The organism is Brevundimonas sp. (assembly GCF_965279155.1).
Taxonomy (GTDB): Bacteria; Pseudomonadota; Alphaproteobacteria; order Caulobacterales; family Caulobacteraceae; genus Brevundimonas.
On sequence record NZ_OZ257138.1, the window covers coordinates 1,127,470 to 1,148,368 of the forward strand.

The 20,899-nt window shown below is 62.8% G+C and carries 14 protein-coding genes and 1 pseudogene; 12 read left to right on the forward strand and 3 right to left on the reverse strand.

What is annotated here, in order from left to right; all coding sequences use genetic code 11:
- Positions 1-476 precede the first annotated feature (476 nt).
- The 3 genes and pseudogenes from ACQY72_RS05425 to ACQY72_RS05435 all read left to right on the forward strand — a co-directional run bounded on the left by ACQY72_RS05425 (position 477) and on the right by ACQY72_RS05435 (position 6,541).
- Positions 477-1,943 (forward strand): S10 family serine carboxypeptidase-like protein, encoded by a 1,467-nt coding sequence (locus ACQY72_RS05425; protein ID WP_428156232.1) that lies wholly within the window; start codon positions 477-479, stop codon positions 1,941-1,943.
- A 144-nt stretch (positions 1,944-2,087) separates the two neighbouring features.
- The gene (locus tag ACQY72_RS05430; RefSeq protein WP_428156233.1) at positions 2,088-5,699 is read left to right on the forward strand and encodes a DEAD/DEAH box helicase; all 3,612 of its coding nucleotides are present in this window, start codon (positions 2,088-2,090) and stop codon (positions 5,697-5,699) included.
- 204 nt (positions 5,700-5,903) lie between these two features.
- Positions 5,904-6,541, forward strand: a pseudogene (locus ACQY72_RS05435) (IS6 family transposase).
- 254 nt (positions 6,542-6,795) lie between these two features.
- Here ACQY72_RS05435 and ACQY72_RS05440 read toward each other — a convergent pair.
- Genes ACQY72_RS05440 through ACQY72_RS05450 form a run of 3 tightly spaced genes read right to left on the reverse strand, consistent with a single transcriptional unit; the run spans position 6,796 to position 12,102 of the window.
- Positions 6,796-10,965: an RHS repeat domain-containing protein gene (locus tag ACQY72_RS05440; protein ID WP_428156234.1), complete on the reverse strand. Its 4,170-nt coding sequence runs from the start codon at positions 10,963-10,965 to the stop codon at positions 6,796-6,798.
- Positions 10,966-10,984: 19 nt separating this feature from the next.
- The gene (locus tag ACQY72_RS05445; RefSeq protein WP_428156235.1) at positions 10,985-11,542 is read right to left on the reverse strand and encodes a hypothetical protein; all 558 of its coding nucleotides are present in this window, start codon (positions 11,540-11,542) and stop codon (positions 10,985-10,987) included.
- Positions 11,539-12,102 carry a hypothetical protein gene (locus ACQY72_RS05450; RefSeq protein ID WP_428156236.1) on the reverse strand — a complete coding sequence of 188 codons (564 nt, stop codon included), beginning with the start codon at positions 12,100-12,102 and terminating at the stop codon, positions 11,539-11,541. The genes ACQY72_RS05445 and ACQY72_RS05450 overlap by 4 nt, the downstream gene beginning before the upstream one ends.
- A 240-nt stretch (positions 12,103-12,342) precedes the next feature.
- On the opposite strand from ACQY72_RS05450, the gene ACQY72_RS05455 reads away from it, so the two are divergent.
- From ACQY72_RS05455 to ACQY72_RS05495, 9 genes are all read left to right on the forward strand, one after another.
- Positions 12,343-12,669: a TrbC/VirB2 family protein gene (locus ACQY72_RS05455; protein ID WP_428156237.1), complete on the forward strand. Its 327-nt coding sequence runs from the start codon at positions 12,343-12,345 to the stop codon at positions 12,667-12,669.
- A 3-nt stretch (positions 12,670-12,672) separates the two neighbouring features.
- Complete coding sequence (locus ACQY72_RS05460) at positions 12,673-12,957, forward strand: type IV secretion system protein VirB3 (RefSeq protein ID WP_428156238.1); 285 nt, start codon at positions 12,673-12,675, stop codon at positions 12,955-12,957.
- Positions 12,936-15,308 (forward strand): VirB4 family type IV secretion/conjugal transfer ATPase, encoded by a 2,373-nt coding sequence (locus ACQY72_RS05465; protein ID WP_428156679.1) that lies wholly within the window; start codon positions 12,936-12,938, stop codon positions 15,306-15,308. Before ACQY72_RS05460 ends, ACQY72_RS05465 begins: the two co-directional genes overlap by 22 nt.
- Positions 15,278-16,537, forward strand: coding sequence for a type IV secretion system protein (locus ACQY72_RS05470; protein ID WP_428156239.1), 1,260 nt, complete (start codon positions 15,278-15,280; stop codon positions 16,535-16,537). Before ACQY72_RS05465 ends, ACQY72_RS05470 begins: the two co-directional genes overlap by 31 nt.
- On the forward strand, positions 16,534-17,301 hold the full coding sequence (locus ACQY72_RS05475) for a virB8 family protein (protein ID WP_428156240.1): 768 nt from the start codon (positions 16,534-16,536) through the stop codon (positions 17,299-17,301). The genes ACQY72_RS05470 and ACQY72_RS05475 overlap by 4 nt, the downstream gene beginning before the upstream one ends.
- A 65-nt stretch (positions 17,302-17,366) precedes the next feature.
- Positions 17,367-18,032 carry a TrbG/VirB9 family P-type conjugative transfer protein gene (locus ACQY72_RS05480; RefSeq protein WP_428156680.1) on the forward strand — a complete coding sequence of 222 codons (666 nt, stop codon included), beginning with the start codon at positions 17,367-17,369 and terminating at the stop codon, positions 18,030-18,032.
- Between the two features lie 431 nt (positions 18,033-18,463).
- A complete protein-coding gene (locus ACQY72_RS05485; RefSeq protein WP_428156681.1) occupies positions 18,464-19,168 on the forward strand; it encodes a TrbI/VirB10 family protein in 705 nt (234 codons plus the stop codon).
- A complete protein-coding gene (gene virB11, locus ACQY72_RS05490; protein WP_428156241.1) occupies positions 19,165-20,166 on the forward strand; it encodes a P-type DNA transfer ATPase VirB11 in 1,002 nt (333 codons plus the stop codon). The genes ACQY72_RS05485 and virB11 overlap by 4 nt, the downstream gene beginning before the upstream one ends.
- Entirely contained in the window at positions 20,163-20,723 is a 561-nt protein-coding gene (locus ACQY72_RS05495; protein ID WP_428156242.1) for a hypothetical protein, read from the forward strand. The genes virB11 and ACQY72_RS05495 overlap by 4 nt, the downstream gene beginning before the upstream one ends.
- Positions 20,724-20,899: the final 176 nt, after the last annotated feature.

The window sequence follows — 20,899 nt, forward strand, 5'->3', positions numbered from 1 at the left end:
CCCGCAGGACCCGCACATTCTTTCCTATTTCCGGCCGCACGCGGATCGTCACACAACTTTCATCCAAGCGACGCGATTCAAGCGACTGAAATATTCCTCAGCCAAATTTGGAGATGCGCCCGACGCATCCGACAGCCACGCAGGGCCAGGCCATCATTCCTAGGAAAATCTGGCCTAATCGACGTGCCTGGACAGTTGAAGAGCAAGGAAGCGCTCGCCGTCACACGCCTCAATGGCTGACAAATCGCGCATAGATATTGCGGGAACGCAGCTCACTCTCGGATGGCGTCTATTCGCCAGAGGTCTCAAGACCACAGCGTTCATGCCACCGACACCGGAACGTGACGGCGAGTTTGCATAACGCTTGCGGGCGTGACTGCGTAACCTGCTCCTGCACGAGGGAGCCACTCATGAGTTTTTGCACACAGCTCGCCAGACGGACGGGCGGCCTTCTCTGCGGTCTGACGCTGACCGCCATGGCCGCTCTCCCCGTCAACGCCGCCGAGATGAGCGCCGCCCGTTCAGAACGCGATGTCGTGCCGCCCGCACCGGTCGAAACGCATCAGAGCATCCGTCTGGCTACCGGCCGCCTCGACCACGTCACAGAGGTCGGCCGGGTCGCCATCCGCGATGTCGAGACGACGGAAGCCCTCGGCTACATGGGCTACATCGCCTATCGCGTGCCCAGCCGTTCGCCACGCCCGCTCATCTTCGTCTGGAACGGCGGCCCCGGCGCCAACTCGGCGACCCTGCATTTCGAAGTCGCCGGTCCCCGTCGTGGCGAGGGCGACCACCTGGTCGACAATGCCGAGACCTGGCTGAGCAGCGCCGATCTGGTCTTCGTCGATCCCATCGGGACCGGCTTCAGTCGCCCCACCAGCACGCAGACAGCCGACCAGTTCTACGGCACGGTCGGCGACGTGGCCTCGGTCGCCGAATTCGTCCGATCCTGGCTGCTGCTGCACGACGCCCAGGATCGCCCTGTCTTCCTCGCCGGCGAAAGCTGGGGCGCCGGCCGCGCCGCCAGCGTCGGCTATCGCCTGCTGCGCCAAGGCGTGCCGATAAAGGGCCTGATTCTGATCTCCGGCGGCGACGGCCTCAACACCGTGCGGCTACCGGCCGAGACCGCCACGGCCCTGCATGTCGTCGACCTGGCGCCCGTCACCCTGTTCCACGGCAGACTGCCTGCCGAACTGGGGAGCACCCCCGAGGCGGCGCGCGCATCCGCCGAGACCTGGGCGCGCACGACCTATGAACCGGCCCTGGCCCGCCGCGCCGAGCTGACAGACGCTGAACGCGACACGGTGATCTCCGACCTGTCGCGCTTCACCGGCGTTCCGATCGATCACATCGACCGCGCCACCCTGACCTTCACGCCGCGCCAGCATCTGCGCGGCCTGCTGCAGGACCAGGGAAAGACGTTGAACATCTTCGACATGCGGCTGACCGAAAGCCCCCACGACACCTTCAACGCCGCCATCGACCGCTACCTGCGCCGCACGCTGAACTATCGCACCGACCTCGCCTATGTCGGGCTCGACGAGGTTCAGGTCGGCTACGCCCCCCACGACCGTTTCCCGGACAGCGTCGGCGCCCGCTGGAACTATGCGACCATCGAGGACGCCAGCCCCGACGTGGTCCAGGCCGCCATCAGCGAAGCCATCCGGCGCGGCGGCGGCCCGCCCCGCATCGGCCCGCCGCTTCCCGCGACCGAAGACGCCCTCGCCCTGTCGCCGACACTGAAGGTTCTCGTCGCCTCGGGCCGCTACGACTCCCTGGCCAGCTGCGCCCGCGACGCCGCCACCGAACAGATCCTGCCGGCGCCCCTACGCGCCACGATGACCTATCGCTGCTACGAGGGCGGCCACATGTTCTACCGCGACACCGCCACGCGCCGACAGTTCAGTCAGGACATCGCCGAACTGGTGTCCCCGTCGCGCTGAGGGAGGTCGCAGGCATCTGGCGTCACCCTCGCCATGGACGCGATTTCACTGAATGCCTAAGGTTGTAATCCAGGGTCGCGGATCGGCGCACACCGTCTTGGTCGCCTACCCGCCATCGCTCGCCTCCTGCCAAGGGCTTTCTCCGTGCCGTCCAGTAAGCGTCCCTACATCCAATACTCCATCGTCCAGCTTGAGGCCTTGTTCGCAAAGGCCAAGACGGATCCCATGGTGGTGGGCCAGATCGAGCACGAGCTGAGCTTGCGCAAGACCGACCGCGCCGCAAAGCTGCGCCTGCGCGCCCAGGAGGTCCTGCTCAGCCCAGCCGCAACGCGACCTCGCCCTGCGAGCGCCCCCTCCAAGACAAAGCCCGCCAAGCCTTCGGCTCGGCCTGCCCCATCGCCCCCCGCCTCCAAGCCCAGGCCCAGGCCCAGCCGTACGGAGCATGTCGCCGCCGCCGCGAAGGCCTGGAGCGATAATCTCCAAGAGGCCTTCGATCCTGTTCGGCCGACCGAACCCAATACGCCCGACGGCGTGCTGGGCGCATGGGTGGCTTTGGAGGCCCTGTCGCCTCAGACGTACAAACACCCCTACGACCTCGCCATAGGCCAATACGGCAGCGTCGCGCAGTTGGGCAAAGGCCCGTTGCCCTGGGAACGAGGTGAAAAGTCGAGACCGAATTACCAGCTCTATTATCAGATCATCCTCGGCGCGATCCCGATGGGCAAGGCGACCGCCGACCTGGTCAAGGCCTTCGGCTCCGATGAGGAAAGCAGAACCCGCGCCCGTGAAAAGGCGGCGATCGCCGCCATCCTGGTCGATCGCAACGGCGTCCTGGTTCAGGACAACGGCATCGCCGTCTCAAGCTTCGGCTGGGCCCTCCCGCTCGCCCTTGAACTCAAGCTGGAAGCACTCGGAGCCTGGCCCGGTCTTGAGCCCAAGGTTGTTCAAGCGATCGACGACATCCTGCGGCGAACCGACGAAGCCGGCGCGCCCCTCCCGCTTGATCGAGAGACCATCGCCCGCGCCTACGCTCATCTGGTCGAGCGGTTTGGACTGCCAGATCATCTGGTCGAGGCGCCCACGTTCGCTCTGCGGGTCTTTCACTACTTCAAGGCCAAGAATCCGCCGGAAGCCTCCCTGCTGAACTCTTTCTTCATGACGGATCTGGCCAAGGCCGCCATCCACTGCCGCAAACAGACCGCCCCTCGAACGCTGCGCCAGTATCTGGGCATCGAGCGGCCGACTCATGTCCTGGATCTGCTGAACGACCGCCGCGCCGTCGAGGACGCCGTGGCGCCGGCCAAGACGCCAGCCGCGCGTTGGCCCAGCGCCGGCGGCCATTCCCTCGTGCTCTTGCAACAGGCGGCGGTGAACCTCGCACGGTCGGAACTGGCGACCGGTTCCGGCATGATCGCCGTCAACGGCCCGCCCGGCACGGGCAAGACGACCCTCCTTCGCGACATCGTCGCCGCCGCCGTGCTGGATCGCGCCCTGGCGATGGCCGCGTTCGACGATCCGCACGAAGCCTTCAAGCCCTCGGGCGAGCGGTGGACCTTCGGCGGTCCCGGCTTCTTCCAGCTCTACAAGCTCGACCCCAGTCTGCGTGGCCACGAGGTCCTGGTCGCCTCCAGCAACAACAAGGCCGTCGAGAACGTCAGCCGCGAACTGCCTGCCGCCAAGGCGATCGGCCGACCGGAGCTGAGCTACTTCAAGTCCATCAGCGACTTCATCTATCGCCCCGAGACGTCACAGGACGGCGCGCAGGCGACCGCGGCGCGCACCATGGAGCCGCTCCAAACCTGGGGCCTGATCGCAGCCGTCCTGGGCAATGCGAAGAACCGCGCGGCCTTCTCCAGGTCGTTCTGGTGGGACGACGATCACGGCTTTCGAATCTATCTGAAAGCCGCAAAGGGCGACCCTGTCATACGCGAGATCAAGGATCCCGAGACGGACAAGGTGATCGAGCGAAAGACCCCTGCGGTCGTCATCGAAGAAGCGCCCCCCAGCCCGCAGGAAGCCGCATCCAACTGGCGACGCGCACGCCAGCGGCTGATGACGTTGCACCGCGAAATCCAGGATGAACTGGCGACATTGGAAGGCGTGCGCCAGATCGCGCTCGATCTTGCGGCGGCGAAACGCGAGGTCGCCGAACGCCTCGCCGAAAAGGCTTCACTCGCTCAAAGCCTCCAGCGCATCAAATCCGACAGAGCGATGCTGGACGCGGACCTCAATGTCGCAATCCTTGCAGCCAAGCAGGCCAGGGACGCGGTCAAGCGCCATCGTCAGCGCCGCCCAGGCTTTTTCGCCTGGCTTTTCCGCCGGGATGCACGCCAGCGCTGGAACGCCGAGAACCAGCCGCTGCTGGCGGCGGCCGAGGTCGCCAATGGCGAATACCGCCTTGCCGAACATGCACTCGGCGCCTGCTCCAGCCAGATCGATACTGTGACCTTGGAGATCGCCCGCGCCGACCGCGCCCTGATCGAACCTGGCGAACGGGTCGTGATGCTGGACGGCCGGCTCGAAGGTCATCGCCTCCTGCTCGGCCGGCATATCGTCGACGACGCCTTCTTCGAGCGGGGACACGAGGCGTCCAACCTTGAATCGCCCTGGCTGCCCGAGGCGCTTCAACGCAAGCGCGAAGACCTCTTCATCGCGGCGATGGCCGTGCACAAGGCGTTCATCGACGCCTCGGCGCAGAAGGTGCTGCACAACCTGACCGTCCTGATGGACGTCTTCTCGGGCGGCCCGCCCCAGGACCCCGCCAAACGGGCCTTGCTCGGCGATCTCTGGTCGACGCTGTTCATGGTCACGCCGGTCCTTTCGACCACCTTCGCTTCGGTCGAGCGCATGCTGGGCGACCTGCCGCCCGACAGCATCGGTTGGCTCCTGGTCGATGAGGCCGGCCAGGCCCTGCCCCAGGCCGCCGTCGGCGCCGTGATGCGCGCGCGGCGCGCGATCATCGTCGGCGATCCGCTGCAGATTCCCCCGGTGGTGACCTTGCCCGAACGATTGAACGTCGAGATCGCCGACTTCTTCAAAATTCATCGCCCGTCCTGGGTGGCCCCGGAGGCCTCCACCCAGACCGTGGCCGACCGGGTGTCGCCGTTTCAGGCCGCGTTCAGGTCGGATGTCGGCCCCCGTCAGGTCGGGATTCCCCTGCTCGTTCACCGGCGTTGCCAGGAACCGATGTTCGGCATCTCCAACCGCATCGCCTACGACGGTCAGATGGTCCACGCGCCGGGCCAGAAGGTCAGCGTCATCGGCGACGGTCTTGGTCCATCCACCTGGCACGACATCGACGGCGAGGCGGACTCGAAATGGAGCCCCGACGAGGGCGAACAGGTCGTGTCTCTGCTACGCCAGATCGCCGCTGTGGGCATTCGAAACCCGGATGTGTTCGTCATCACCCCGTTCCGCATCGTCGCGCAGGAACTGAGAACACGATTGAAGGGCGAAAAAGAATTATTCGCTCGGTTCGACGTCGATGTCGATGAATGGCTGACGGATCGCGTGGGCACGATCCACACAGTGCAGGGCCGCGAAGCCGAGGCCGTGATCCTCGTCCTGGGCGCCCCGAAGGCTTCGCAGAACGGCGCACGAGCCTGGGCCGCCGGCACGCCCAATATTCTCAACGTCGCGGTCTCCCGCGCAAAACAACGCCTCTACGTCGTCGGCTCCCATGGCGCATGGCGCGGCGTCGGCCACGCCAAAGACCTGGCGACCTCCCTGCCCGTCTCGCGTTCACGCTCACGCTGACAGCGAAGCTTGGTTAAGAAGCGAGAGACCATCCCAAGCGCTGCCCACGCTTTATCTTGGCAGCCTCGTCGTTCTGAGAATGACGGGTGGCGGTGCTGTCAGTCTAACGCTAACTTGTCTCCAGTTCAGGCCGCGTAAGAACCTGATCGGAAATCGCATTTCGTAAAGCCACTATACTTCAAGCGCCACCGCTTTCCTGCGGCGGTGATCCGGCAGGCCGTGTGGCTCTACTTCCGCTTCAGTCTCAGCCTGCGCGACATCGAGGAGTTGATGGCGGCGCGCGCGATCGACGTCAGCTACGAGACGATCCGCTGCTGGACCATCAAGTTTGGACCCCAGATCGCACGGCGGTTGAAGAAGCTTCGCCCCTCCCCTTCTCCCCGCTGGCATCTCGACGAGGTCGTTTGCTCGATCGGTGGGAAGCGGATGTTCCTATGGCGCGCGGTAGATGATGAAGGCGAGGTGCTGGACGTTGTCGTCCAGAGACGGCGAGACACCGACGCGGCCTTGAAGCTGCTCCGGCGTTTGCTGCGTAACCAGCCTGTCGAGCCCGAGAAGATCGTCACCGACGGGCTCGCATCATACCAAGCGGCCTTGAGCCAGCTTGGTCTGCGACACCTTCATTCCCCAGGCCGATTGCGGCAGAACAATCGAGCAGAGAACTCGCATCTGCCAATCCGCCGGCGAGAGCGGCAGCAGCAGCTGTTCCAGCCCAGCGCTTTCTCACCACACACGCCGCGATCTACAACACCTTCTACACCCAGCGACATCTGATCGCCCGTCCTACCCTTCGTCGCTTCCGCGTCGGAGCCGAGGCGGCGTGGGTGGCCGCAGCTGCCTGAGATTTCGTCGGATGGGGACAGCTGCGGCCCGTCTCCATTAACCTGACAATGCTCTCGATTAACCTGACAGCGCTCTAAACCCCCTCAACGTCGCTCCGAAATAATAACGAACAACGCAATCGCGAATAAAATTAAAAAGAACCCGCCAAACACGGCAGCAAAGAATAGGGGCCCACGATCTGACTGAACATCATACATCAGAAACCCAACTGTCATTATGATTATGATCAAACCCAACATCTTAGCAAATCGCCTCATGACGAACACGCCTCAATCTCCGCTATCCGGTTCCTAGCTGCGATTTGACTCCTTCTTTCAGTCATCTCCAAATCTCTTGATACTATCCATGTCGCAGCAGTTAATCCGCCAGCAAGAGTTGAAGTAAATCTTCCAATTAAACCTTGACGACCACCCCTGCCGGTACCAACACGTACCTCTCGGTTTACCACCGCTCCAATAGCTTGTGCGGTACCTAGGGGTGAAGTGGCGTCTGCAATCCAATCTGCAGCGTTCGCTGTCCTAATGCTGGATGACAGCGTCGCACGCAAAGCATCAGGATTGTTCCAAAAATCAGGATTTCGACGAAGACCAGGAGGGATCGCACCTTGCGTATTTTCCCGCGCCACTGAAGCAGCGGCACAGGTCCTCGCTCTTTCCTCAGGTCGAGATCTTCCTGCGCTCTCCCCTCTCTCATTCCCGGCAGCAGGCTGGCCTGATCTGCCAGGATTAGGGCTCCGCGCCCCACCATCCATACAAATACTTTCCCTTGAAACCAGACATCTATGTCTGTTAACTACTACATCTCCAACACGGGTTGGAACCTCCTGTAGCCCCAGCGGATCAATCAAGTTGACAGGATCCGCTCCGACATACCCATAGATATTAGCCCCCGCCTGATACCCGATAGGATCGGTCTGCATGAACCGCCCGAGCTGCGGGGCGTAGGCCCTGGCCCGATAGTGATAGAGCTGGGCCTGCGGCAACCACATCTGGCCCGTGTACTGGAACCGGCCGCTGTTGCCCGAGCCCGGCTGGCCGTACTCATCGTAGGTGTTGGTCGTCAGCGCGTTGGCCGAACCGTCGGCAATCGACACGACCGAGCCCCGCTCGTCCGCCAGCAGATAACGGCGGTCGTAGGTCGCGCCTTCATAGGCCGTAACCACATTGTCCAGACCCAATCCCGGCACATAGCGCTTCAGCAGAGCGCCGGATGTGCCGTACTCTCCGATCACTTGCTGGCCGTCGTAGAGGAAGCGTATCGCAGCTCCACCGCCATCCGTTGTCTGATAGAGGCGGCCTGACGGGTCATAGGACATTCCCAACCAGCCCGAAGTCGTGTTCGCCGCCGTCAGTTGATTTAGCCCATCGTAGGTTTGCGTGTTGGTTCCACCAATCTGAACGATGTTACCCCGGCCGTCATAGCCGACGCCCGCGCCATTGACGCTGGTGACCTGGTTCTTGCCGTTGTTGGCGTAGGCCGTGTTGCCCGTTCCCGGCGTATAGGCATAGACTGGGTTCGACATCGTCCGGCTGACGATCTGGCCGGCGGGATTGTAGCCGTAGGTCAGCGTCAGATCGTTCGCCGTCCCCGCCAGGTCGTGGCTCAAACTGATCAGGCGGCTCGCGCCGTCATAGCTCCTGTAGGTCGTCGCGCCGTTCGCGCGGCCCTGAGCAATGGGCCGGCCCAGGTTGTCATAGGCCAACGACGTCAGCGACCAGTTCGTCGCGCCATTCTCGCGGATCGCCGTCAGGTCGTTGGCGAGGTTGTAGTCATAGGTCACCCAGAAGCCGTCCGGCCACGACATCGACGTGCGACGTCCCGCCAGATCATACCCATAGCTGACCGTGCCCAACCCCGCCTGCGCCTGGGAGATCAGACGACCGAGCGCATCATAGGTGTTGGAGGAGGACGCCCCGCCGCCCGTGAAGTTCGTCCCCTTCAAGCGATTGAGGTTGTCATAGCTGATCGTGCGATCCGCGATCGCCGATCCACCCGTCGAAACCTGACGATTCAGGGCGTCGTAGCCAGAGCCTATGGTTTCCCCCGCCCGGTTGCGGAAGCTGATGACATTGGAGCCGGCGTCATAGCCATATTGCTCGTAGTCGCTGGTCGAAGACGTCCCGCTGCCGGTCGTCGCATCGGGATAGCGCAGCTGCGACAGCCGGTCGAAGCCGTCGTAGACCATGGTCGAGACGTTGCCCGCCCCGTCCTTCAGCGTCAGCGGCTTGCCGTTGGCGGTGTAGGTCGCGCTCTCGGTGATCGGCGCGCCGGACAGATAGCCGGACGTCGATTGCTTGAGCCGTCCGGCAGGGTCGTATTCGTACTTGATGATCCGGTCGGGGCCATAGGCGCCCGCTGCACCTAAGGCGCAGGCCGAGCCCGGCAGGCTGTTGAAGGCCGCCGGGTTCATCCGTTGCGTCACGCAGTCCTGACGCCCCGCAGCGTCATAGCTGACATGGGTCACCGCATGCGCCTGGCCGCCGCCGTGTTGGGCCACCACCACCGGGCGTCCGAAGCCGTCATAGGCGGTCAGCTGCTGCTGAAGGCTGACAAAGCCGTTCCAGTCTGCGTCGCTGATCCCGTTGACCGCGCCCGCTTCCACCTGCGTCGGTCGGCTGTCGGCGTCGTAGGTCACGCGCTGGGCGCGGCGCATCAGACTGCCGGCGCCGTCCGGATCCGGACCAATCATTCCCACCGACTGACGCGCCGTATCATAGCGGTAATAGGTGGTGTCATCAGCACCGGGCAGCGGGCCATCGACCGACACCACATCCCCGTTTACCGTGTAGGCCGTCGTCACCGAGGCGCTCAGCGTGCCCGCGCCGTCGTCCTGCGTCACCACGGTCGGCAGCAGATTGTTGGCCACGCCTGCAGAGCCGTACTGGATCGTCTGTCGCACCTCATCGACCGTGTCCACGCAAGACGGTGCAGCATTGGTCGCGCAAGACGAGGTTGAGATCGGCAAGACGATGGAACTGGGCGCTGCAATCACATTGCCCGAGCCATTCTTGTAGTATGCCGTCTGCGCAGCATAGCCGATCCGCGTCTGCGAACGAACTGCTCCCGGGACAGCCGCAGGTGCCGTCACCGTCAGAACCCCGCCGTGCGTCGGATCGTACGTATAATCTGTGACCGCACCACGCGCATCCGTCGTCGAGGTCGGCATGTTACAGGTGACGGGGTTAAAGCAGCTGCTTTCATAGACTGCCGAAGTCACAAGGTCAGCCAATCCCCCAGCCGGCTTCGCGACTGCCCGTGTAGTGAGAATATTTCCGCGAGCATCGTAGGAGTATTCGATATAGTTTCCCTCGGGATAGGTAATCCTCGTCGGGCGTTTTTGGGAGTCGTAAACGAAGCTTGTTGTACGGTTAAGCGGATCTTTAAAGCTGCTGATGCGACCTGTTGTCAGGTTAGACGTGACGACCGTCTGGTTCGACAACGCATCGGTCACCGTCGTGGTTCTGACGTTGGAGCTATCGCTGTAAGTGTAGCTCCAACTCACTCCTCCTTGCGTGTAAGAGCTAACTCGGCCATCCGCATTGTAGGTCATCTCAATCGTCGGCGTCGAACTCGACGGCGGCTTGATTCCGGTCAGCCCATACGTTCCGAACGATAATCCCGTCACCCGGCCAAGTGAGTCGGTGATGGTTCCACCGCTGTTGTTGATCGTGGCGGTCGGCCAGGGCTGGCTCAATCCGGTGCAGGTAAAAGCCGTAGGCGCGCAATAATCGACGGCATTGTTGATAGCGGTCACGCGGTTCAACGTGACCACATCGGTGTAGGTCGCGCCATTACCAACGGCATCTGCAAAATATTTGAGATGAAGTTGATAGCCACGATTGTTAGTAACCGATTGAAGGCGAAAAATCCCACCTTGGCGCGCCGATCTTATCTGGCGATAGGTGAAACTCAGAACCTCACCAGAAGGCCTGCGAATTGTACTTAAGCGTGCCACATTGGCGTCAGGCAAGCCTGCTGCGCTCCAGTCACCCCCAAAGAATGTCGCCACAGTTCCATCCGAAGCGGTGTAGATATAGTCGGAGCCGGATATGACGAGCGTAGAACCGGTCTGTTCAACAGGAACGAAGGTAGAACCAGCCGGATCAAATGCTTCGGACGAGGGTCCTATGCTGACGACAAATTTGTTGGCGCTGTTTTGGGTGATGGCCCCCTGGAGATTGTCTCGCGATCCGGAGCCGATAAAGGTTCTCAAATAGGCTAAGCCGCCCTGATCGAGTTGACCGATAGCGACTTCGTTTCTGGAATAAACGAAAGTACCGGAGATTAGATCAACCCCTCTCTCGTCCAGACTATAGGTCGACGGCGGAGGCGCCTGAAGAACACTCTGAGCGCTAGCTGCGCCCGCGATTAATCCAGTAAATGCGCTGGTGACCAGCAGGGCGGCTTTTAGCGTATTCTTCATGGACTTTTCCAAAAGGATTTCAGTAGCAGCAGGTGCCTGTGTGCCAGATGGCGGTCCAGCCTGAGTAAATGACAAGATTGCCGTCGTTCTGAACGGCGAGTCGTGCGCCTGGATAACCGCCGGTGCCGCTCTGCCAGATGAGTTCGTTTTGCGGGCCGCGGACGGTCAGATTGCCGTCCGTTTGCATGGTGAGGGTGGTCGATCCGCGTCCCCACGTTCCGGCGGCGGACCAGAGATAACCGGGCGGTCCGTAAAGCACGACGTTGCCGTCCAGTTGCACATGGAGCGAAAACCGACCGTCTGCAGATGGGATGAATTGGGATGCGAGGATGAACTGCCCCGACTGTAGCTCCTGCACCGGCGATCTTAGTGGTACCGCTTCGGTCAGACGCCCCGCGCGGTTATCCGCTCCATCCAACCCGTAGCGACTAACCGAGCCACCAACGGCGGGCGCTTTAGCCGCCGCCTGCAAACGTCCATGAACATCGTAGACGAAGGTCTCGGTCTGCTGCGCCTGGACCGAGGAGGTTATGCAGCTAAGCGTGAGCGCTGCTACAACGAGAAAATGCCGTTTCATCGATACCCCACCTTGTCGACGCGCACGTGAGTGATCGGGAAAAAGTGGACGCGGAACTCCATGACATGACCTGCACGCGAGGAATCCATCATGAAGGGCAGCTCAAACCACTGATAGGTCCAGTCGGATCGCCAGGCCGATCGAGGTAGAGTGACCTCCGTCAGCACCTCCATGTTGGAGAGATCAAAGACGTCGAGTTTCACCAAGGGCGCCGTGCTCGACGACGGCCCAGCCATCATCTTCCACACCGCGACCCTAAACCCGCTTGGAACCGTCGCGGTATATGGGCCAGCGATCAGGAGCGAACTGGGCTGCTGCGCATTCGCCTCCCAGCCTTCGTCCTGCGCATATCCAGTGTAGTGGTTAAGAGCCTCCGCTTCCCAAACTGCCGCCATTGTGAGCACGATTTCGCGCGCGGCTCGGTTGTCAGCGGAATTCAGACCGTAAGCCGTCACTGTCGAGGACGACGCCGTGTCGCGATGCACAGCAATAAGCCGTCCGTGCACATCGTAACCGAAGTCTTGGCTTTCCTGAGCCCCCACAGGGCCTGCAAAAAACATTGCTGCGACTATAGTCGCGCACGCTCGCCATTGCTGCATCAATTCCCCCTGTGCGCGAACTATTCGTCAAACACAGATACCCGTCAATGGCAGCGCTTGACGAATTGGTGGATGAAATCATTAGCGACAACGCACCCGCAGATTGATCCACACATGAGGAGTTGAAAGCGGCGTTTCGCCTTGGCGCCACTAGATTTCTCGGCAAGTATGATCACCAGTCAGGGGACTGGGGGACTGCCAATGAAGAACTTTGTCGCGCCGCTTCGCGGCGGCATCGTCGCTTGTGTCGCCTTAGTCGGACCAACGATCGCCCACGCCCAAACGGTGCTGGCTGACCCTCAAGGGTCCGGCCCGATCGTCAAAGCGGTCCAGTGGCTGCAAGGCACGCTTCTTGGCACCATCGCCACCGTCGTGGCCGTCATTGCAGTCGCCTGCGTTGGCCTCCTGATGCTAAGCGGACGCCTTAACTGGCGCTACGGCGCCGTCGTCATCGTCGGCTGCTTCATTCTGTTCGGCGCCGCCAGCATTGTGGCCGGCATCCGCTCCACCGCCGCGCTCGGGGGCTAGGCGTTGGAGGATCTGGAACGGACCCCGCTTTTCACCGCTCTCACGCGTCCGCAGATGTTCGCCGGCGTCACCTACAACTACTTCATCATCAACGCCGTCATCGCCGCAGAGCTCTTCCTGATTTTTCGCTCGATTTGGGTCTTGCCCGTCGCCCTGATCATCCACGGCGCAGGCGTCTTGCTCTGCCTGCGTGAGCCCCGGATCATCGACCTGTGGCTGACCCGCGTCCGTCAGTGCCCGCGTGTTCGCAACAATAGTCTTTGGCGATGCAACTCTTACCGGCCCTGAGCCAGGGACGTCGCACTGTTGAGCGCGAACAGGCGGCGGGGACCCACCTGCCCTATGGGCGGCACCTGAATGACCACACGATTGAGACCCGGGACGGGCTCTTGTTCCAGGTCATTCAGTTGCGCGGGCTGTTGTTCGAGACGGCAGACACGGCGGAACTCAACTATCGCAAGACCCTGCGCGACGCGATGCTCCGCGCCGTCGGCACGTCGCGCTTTGCCCTCTACCACCATATCGAGCGCCGCCGGGTGGTGATCAATGTCGATGCGCCCTTCCCCGACGCCTTTTCCCAGGCGCTCGGCGATCGATGGGCTGATCGTCTGGCTGCCAAGACCCTATTCGCCAACGATCTGTATCTGACGCTTGTGCGTCGCCCTTTGCAGGGTCGGATCGGCGTTGCGGATCGCCTGAGGAACTGGTTCGCCCGCGTCGGTGACACGAACGATACCGCGCAGGCCTATGAACTCGCTCAACTGGATGCGGGTCGCGAAGCCCTTTTTGCGGCGCTTGGCGACTATGCGCCTCGACTGCTGGGGGTCTATGACACACCCAGCGGACCGTGCTCTGAACCGCTGGAGTTTCTTTCTTCGCTCTACAACGGCGAGCGACGCGCGGTGCTGCTGCCGCACCAGGATCTCGGCGCCTACCTCCCCTACCGCCGGGTGAGCTTTGGGCAGAACGCGGTCGAGCTCTCCGCAGCCGGTCATTTGGCGCGCAGCTTTGTCGGGCTGGTTTCCGTCAAAGACTATCCCGCCCACACAGCCCCCGGCATGTTCGATGAACTGCTACGATTGCCCCACGAACTGACCATCACTCAATCCTTCGCCTTCGTGGAGCGCCAGGCCGCACTCGAGCGGATGAACCTGGCCCTGCGTCGCATGAGATCGGCCGAGGACGAAGCCCTCTCGCTGCGGGGCGAACTCGCGCAGGCCAAGGACGATGTAGCGGCTGGACGCGCGGGTTACGGCGAACACCATATGACCATCGCCGTGCGCGCCGACACCCTGGCCGAGATCGACGCCGGCGTCGCTGAGGTCACGGCGGCTCTAGCCGACATGGGCGTCGTCGCCGTGCGCGAGGACATTGCACTGGAGCCCGCCTTCTGGGCTCAGTTCCCTGCCAACTTCAACTACATCGCTCGCCGCGGTCTGGTCTCGACCAACAACTTCGCGGGCCTGGCCAGCGCCCATAACTTTCCGCTCGGCTCGCCCTCCGGCAATCACTGGGGCGACGCCGTCACGCTCCTCGAAACCACGGCCGCAGGTCCCTACTTCTTCAACTTCCACCAGGGCGATCTCGGCAACTTTACCATTATCGGCCCCTCCGGCTCCGGCAAGACCGTCGTTCTCAACTTCCTGCTGGCCCAAGCCCGCAAACTCTCGCCCCGCATCATCTTTTTTGACAAGGATCGCGGCGCGGAACTGTTCATCCGCGCGATGGACGGTCGCTACGATCTGCTTCGCCCAGGCGAGGCCTCAGGCCTCAACCCCCTTCAATTGGACGACACAGCCGCCAATCGGGGTTTCCTGGTCGAATGGCTGACCGCTCTCGCCGGCGACGTGAATCTCGAGGACTTGGAGCGGATCCGGGACGCCGTCGCCGCCAACTACGATCAACCCATCGAGCATCGTCGGCTTCGCTACCTCGTCGAACTCTTCCGCGGCGACCGGCGGCCAACCGCAAGCGATCTTTGGTCCCGCTTGCGGTCCTGGTGGGGTGACGGCGAACGCGCCTGGTTGTTCGACAATGCGTCTGACCTGACCGACCTGTCGGCTGAGACCGTCGGGTTCGACATGACCGTCCTGCTTGACGACCCGACACTGCGGACGCCGGCGATGATGTACCTGTTCCACCGCGTGGAGGAACGACTGGACGGGTCGCCCGCCATCATTGTCGTCGATGAGGGCTGGAAGGCGCTGGATGACGATGTCTTCGTGCGCCGCATCAAGGATTGGGAAAAGACGATCCGCAAACGCAATGGCATCGTCGGTTTCGCCACCCAAAGCGCCCAAGACGCCTTGGAAAGCCGGATCGCCAGCGCCATTGTCGAACAGGCTGCAACCCAGATCTTCATGATCAACCCCAAGGCGCGCGCCGAGGACTACGTGGGCGGCTTCGGCCTGACGCCGCATGAGTTTGATCTCATCCGCAGCCTGCCAGACAGCTCGCACTGCTTCCTGATCAAACGCGGCGGTGAGAGCGTCGTCGCCCGCCTGGATCTGTCCGGCGAACAAGACATCCTGACTATCCTCTCGGGAAGAGAGCGCACCGTCCGCCAACTCGACGAAATTCGCGCAGAGGTCGGCGATGATCCTGCTGATTGGATGACGCCGCTCTTGGAGCGCGCGTGATCATGGCGACTTGCTCCCCCCTCTCGACTGGCGATGCCTTCCTATCGACCCTGCTGGCGCACATCGATTGCCAGGCGCAAGCAATCGGCAGCGTGGGCTATCAGTCCCTTTCGAACCCGGCCTCCTTCGTCTCTCTCGTCCTGACCGGGTTGCTGACGATTTTCGTCGCGCTGTTGGGCCTGCGAATGATGATGGGCCAAACCCCGTCCTTGCGAGACGGCCTAATGGCCGTGGTGAAGATCGGCGTCGTCCTGACCTTGGCGGGCAGTTGGCCTGCCTACAAAACCGTCGTTTATGACGTCATCGTTGACGCCCCAGAACAGATCATCGCCGCCGTGGGCGGTCCCGCAGCACTGCCGGGCGCTGCCGGGGAAACCGCGCTCATTGCGCGATTGCAGGCGGCAGACAGCGCGATCATCAGGCTCACCAACCTGGGCACGGGACGCGAACCGGCCGCGACCTTGCCGTCATCTTCTGGAGAGCAGCAACGGTTCCCGATCGCGGACGACCCCGCCTTCGGATGGGCGCGCGTCATCTTCCTGACCAGCGTCGTCGCAGCCTTTTCTATTGTTCGCATCACTGCAGGCGTCCTGCTTGCGCTCGCCCCCCTCTTTGCAGGCCTGCTCCTGTTCGACATGTCGCGCGGCCTGGTGATCGGATGGGCGAGGGCCCTCGTGTTCACCCTGCTGGCTTCGGTCGTTACGGCGCTGATCCTTGGGGTGGAACTTGCGGTGATCGAGCCTTGGCTAACGCAGGTGGTGGGGCTGCGTCAGGCATCGACTGTCGCTCCTTCAGCGCCGGTTGAACTTCTTATCCTTTCGCTTGGCTTCGCCGTCGCCTTGTTCGGAAGTATGGCCATCCTGCTACGCCTCGCCTTCATGACGAGCGCGCCGAACTTCAGGGCTGTAATGGACCACGCCGACGTCCTTCCCGCGCCGGTGATGATCAAGGCGGGTGAAACCCCTCACAGTCCAACCGTCACCCGCCAAGAGGCTCCCGCGGTATCCTCTCGATCGCTCGTCATCGCCGACGCCATGCGCTCCAGTCAGCGCCGTGAGCAACAGGCTCAGGCGGCCATCGCGCCCTACGCGACCACCCCAATGGCGCGCAGTTCACAGGTCTCCGCCGCGGGCGCAGAGACCTTCGCCATCCCCAGTCCAAGCCAGACTCTTCGCCGCACCAAACCGAGAAAATCTCTCGGCGCTGCACTTCGAGACCGCCGCTCATGAAGAAATCCAGTCGTGAGGCGTTGGACGCCTACTATCGCGAAGCCGGAAGTTGGGCCGCCGACCGGATCGGTGCGCTGCAAACCTCCCGCCGGATCGCCTGGATCGTTGCGGGCTGCGCGGCGACTGTCGCGGTCGCCGAGGGTGTCGCCCTGGTCGCGCTCGCGCCGCTGAAGACCGTCGTGCCCTATACACTTCTGGTCGATCGTACGACCGGCTTTGTTCAGGAGCTGAAGCCTCTCGCACCGGGCCAAATCACGCCTGACAAGGCGCTCGTTCAGTCGATGCTTGTTCAGTATGTGATTGGTCGCGAGAGCTTCGACATGGCTGCGCTTCAGGCCAACTATCAGAAGGTCGGCCTGTGGTCCGCCGAGCAGGCGCGTACCGACTATGTGGCCCTGATGCAGGCGTCGAACCTCGACAGCCCCCTCACCCGCTATCCAAAGACCACGGTCATCGAAACGCGGGTCAAGAGCGTCTCGCCCCTAAATGATAGCTCCGCCCTCGTGCGCTTTGAAACCATACGGCGCGACGCCGGCGGATCCCCTCACCCGGCTTTGCCCTGGGTCGCCATTGTTCAGTATCGCTTCTCCGGCGAACCCATGTCGGCCGCCGACCGCTTCATCAATCCTCTGGGCTTCCAGGTCCTGAGCTACAGACGTGATCCCGAGGCGCTCCTCCCCGCTCAGGAAGCCGTCTCGCAACCCGCCTTGAAGGATGAGGCGGCTCTAGAGCCCGTTGACGCCGTTGAGGTCGAAACGCCATGAGGCGCTTGGTTTTCTGTTTGGCTCTCATCGCGACACCGACCATGGCGCAAACGCCTGGGGTGGGTATGCCCGGACCTCCAGCGCTTGGCCCGGCGCCTTCAACTCCTGCAGCGCCCGCTAACGATCCAAGGCTCCAGACCGTTCGATATGATGTCGGGCAGGTCGTGCGGTTGAGGGTCGCCAGCAACTTCCAGACGACTGTCATCTTCGGGCCCGGAGAGCAGGTCGAGAATGTCGCCATCGGCGATGGCGACGCTTGGCAGGCGACGCTCAATAACCAGGGTGATGCTCTGTTCCTGAAACCGCTACGGTCTGGCGGGACGACCAATATGACGGTCATCACCGATGTCCGTGTCTACAGTTTTGAACTCTCCGCCGCTCCTGCGCCTGGGCCCGACACGCCCTTCACAGTGCGCTTCGTCTACCCGGGCGCGAGTGACGACGGCCAACCGGCCGCCCGTCCAGGAGTTGGTCGCTATCGCCTGTCTGGCGCCATCGGCTTGCGTCCCGCCGCGATCGACGACGATGGCGTGAGAACCTTCATCCAATGGCGTGCGGCGCAAACCCTGCCTGTCGTGTTCGCCATTGACGACCAGGGCGACGAGATTTTGCTCGATGGGCATATGCGCGATGGCCGCTATGTGATCGACGCCGTTCACCGCGCCTTGCTGTTCCGCCTGGATGGCCAGGTCGCCCGCGCGCAAAGACTTCGCGAAAGGGCCAGCCGGTGAACCGCCCGACGAGCGATCCTCGCCCGCCGCTTTCCAACGATGCCGACATCCGACCGGTCGTGGCGCGCCAAGGGAGGCAGGTCTCAATCTGGGTGATGGCCGTCGGCCTGGCGGTGGGGGCAGTGTTGTTGTTCCTGGTGCTCGATGGTCAAAGACGTGCGGCATCCGCCCCCTCCATCCAGGCGCGCTCTGTGGACGCGGTGCAAACGGTTCAAGCGCCGCCGCCGCTTTACATTTTCCCGGAACCCCCGGTCCCGCCCCCGCCTCCAGCATCGCCTGTCGCCGCAGTTGAAAACGTGTTTGCGGCGCCTACCCTGACCGGTCAGCCGATGCGGCAGCCCCCCATGCAGCCTGCTCCCTTTGCGCCGCAGCCTCCGCCGCCGACCTATATGCCGCAACAGAACTTCACGCCGCCTCAAGCCATACCGCCGATGGGCCAAGGATCAGGCGCGTCGACCAGTGCAGCCCTCGTCATAGACACCACAGCAGGTGGGAGCGCACGCAGCGCCACGGCATCCGATGGACCTAATCCGTCGGCCGCCGTGCAAGACACCGCCGTCCGCTCGGGGCGGTTAAGGCGAACGGCGACGACGGTCCCGCAGGGCACATTGATCCCGGCTGTGCTTGAAACTGCGCTCGACTCCACGCGCGCTGGGAATGTCCGCGCCATCGTCTCTCGCGACGTGCGAGGGTTCGATGGCAGCCGCGTCCTCATCCCGCGCGGCTCTCGGTTGTTCGGCGAGTATCAGACGGATCTCGCCGCCGGACAGAACCGGGCGCTCGTCGAATGGACGCGCTTGGTGAGACCCGACGGGGTGACTATCGCTCTGGCGTCGCCGGCCGGAGATCTCCAGGGTCGGACGGGGATCCGCGGCCGCGTCGACAGCCACTTCATCGAGCGTTTCGGCGCGGCGCTTCTCCAAACCACTCTCAACATCGGCGCAGGCGCAGCGGCACGTAGCCTCGGCGGCGATGGCGGTCTGGTTGTCGCCCTGCCTGGATCGAGCCCAAATGCTGGTGGGGCTGCGACTGAGACAAACAGGTTTCAGCCCACCCTAAGGACCGAAGCGGGGGCCAGAGTGACCGTGTTGGTCTCGCGTGACTTGGAGTTTGCTTCTGGGGGAGCACGCCGGTGAGCGACGGCTCGGCGCAGGGTCAGGTTTACCTCAGGAGCTATCTGGCGCCGCTGGCTGGGATATTGGGCAGGCCTGACGTCACCGACATCTACGTCAACCGTCCGGGCGAGCTTTGGGCGGAGACACTGGGCGGCTGCGTTGAACAACATGAGGTTCCACATCTGACCAACGAGGTGCTGGGTCGCCTTGCGCGGCAGATCGCGGCCTTCAGTCATCAGGGGATCAGCCGAGAACACCCCATTCTGTCGGCGTCATTGCCGACCGGTGAGCGCATCCAGATCGTGATCCCGCCGGCAACACGAGGGGAAGTGGCGCTGGCCATCCGCAAACAGGTGGCCGCGGATATGAGCTTGAATGACTACCTCGCGGCAGGTGCATTTGAGGCGACGCAGCTTGGGCGTTCAAACGAGGATCGTCCGATCGATGCGCACCTTAGGTTCCTTCAGAATGCGGGGGATACGGCCGGATTGCTAAAGGCGGCCGTATCGGCGCGGCGCAACATCCTGATCTCCGGCGGCACATCGACCGGCAAGACCACTTTCCTCAACGCGCTCATCCAGGAGATCCCAATCGATGAGCGGCTATTGCTCATCGAGGACACGCCCGAACTAGTTCTGCGGCATCCCAACGGCGTCGGCCTGCTAGCCGCTCGCAGCGCTCTGGGCGAAGCGTCGGTGACCGCGGAAGACCTGCTGAACGCGTCGCTACGTATGCGGCCTGACCGCATCATCCTGGGCGAGTTGCGCGGACCGGAAGCCTACACCTTCCTCAGGGCGGTCAACACGGGCCACCCGGGATCGATGACGACCGTCCACGCCGACAGTCCTGATCGGGCCATCGAGCAGTTGGCGCTCCTGGTTCTGCAGGGCGCGACCAGGCTCAGCCGAGACGATGTGCTGCACTATGTTCGCGCCAGCATCGACGTTTTCATTCAACTGGACCGTACCTCTGGGCGTCGGTCCGTCAGCGAGGTTCGCCTCAAGGAGCAGGGGTTATGAGGTTCAGCGTCATCACCGTCGCGATCGTTGCCATTGCCGGAGCTCTCCCCCTGCAGGCGCTGGCTCAGACCACCACGGTCTATGGCTATGACGCCCAGGGTCGCCTGACGCACTCTGGGACCAACAACAATGACACCACCTCCTATAAGCTCGACGGGGCGGATAACCGCGCATCACGTCGGTGCTGCGAGGCCATCGGGGGAGCCCAAGTGCTGGACGATGGGTTTGATCCCTACTTCTACCTTCAGACCTATCCGGATATCCGCGCGGCAGGCCTCGAGCCCTATCAGCATTGGCTACAATGGGGCGCCTCGGAGAACCGCTGGCCTAATCGGTATTTCAACACGGCCTGGTATCGCGCGACCTATGGGCTGTCGGCCTCGGTCAATCAGCTGACCGATTATCACAATGGCGGCTGGCAGGCGGGGCGTAACCCCTCAGCCGGTTTCTCGACGACGGCCTATCACGCGGCCTACCCCGACACGGCGGCGTACGATCCGCTTTGGCACTATCTTCGGTGGGGGTATGGTGAGGGGCGGGTGAGTTTTGCGCTGTAAACAGGCTGAACGGTGGCGCTTCAGGAACTTAGTCGGTCCGAGGCTCACCGACCGGGCGACCTTAGCGAAAACAAGCGCGTCGGGAAATCTCACCTGCTGATCCTACGACGAAAGCGCTAGCAGAAGTATCCCAAGCCTCATAAGTCAGCCCAGAGTTTCCGCACCACTCACTCGGC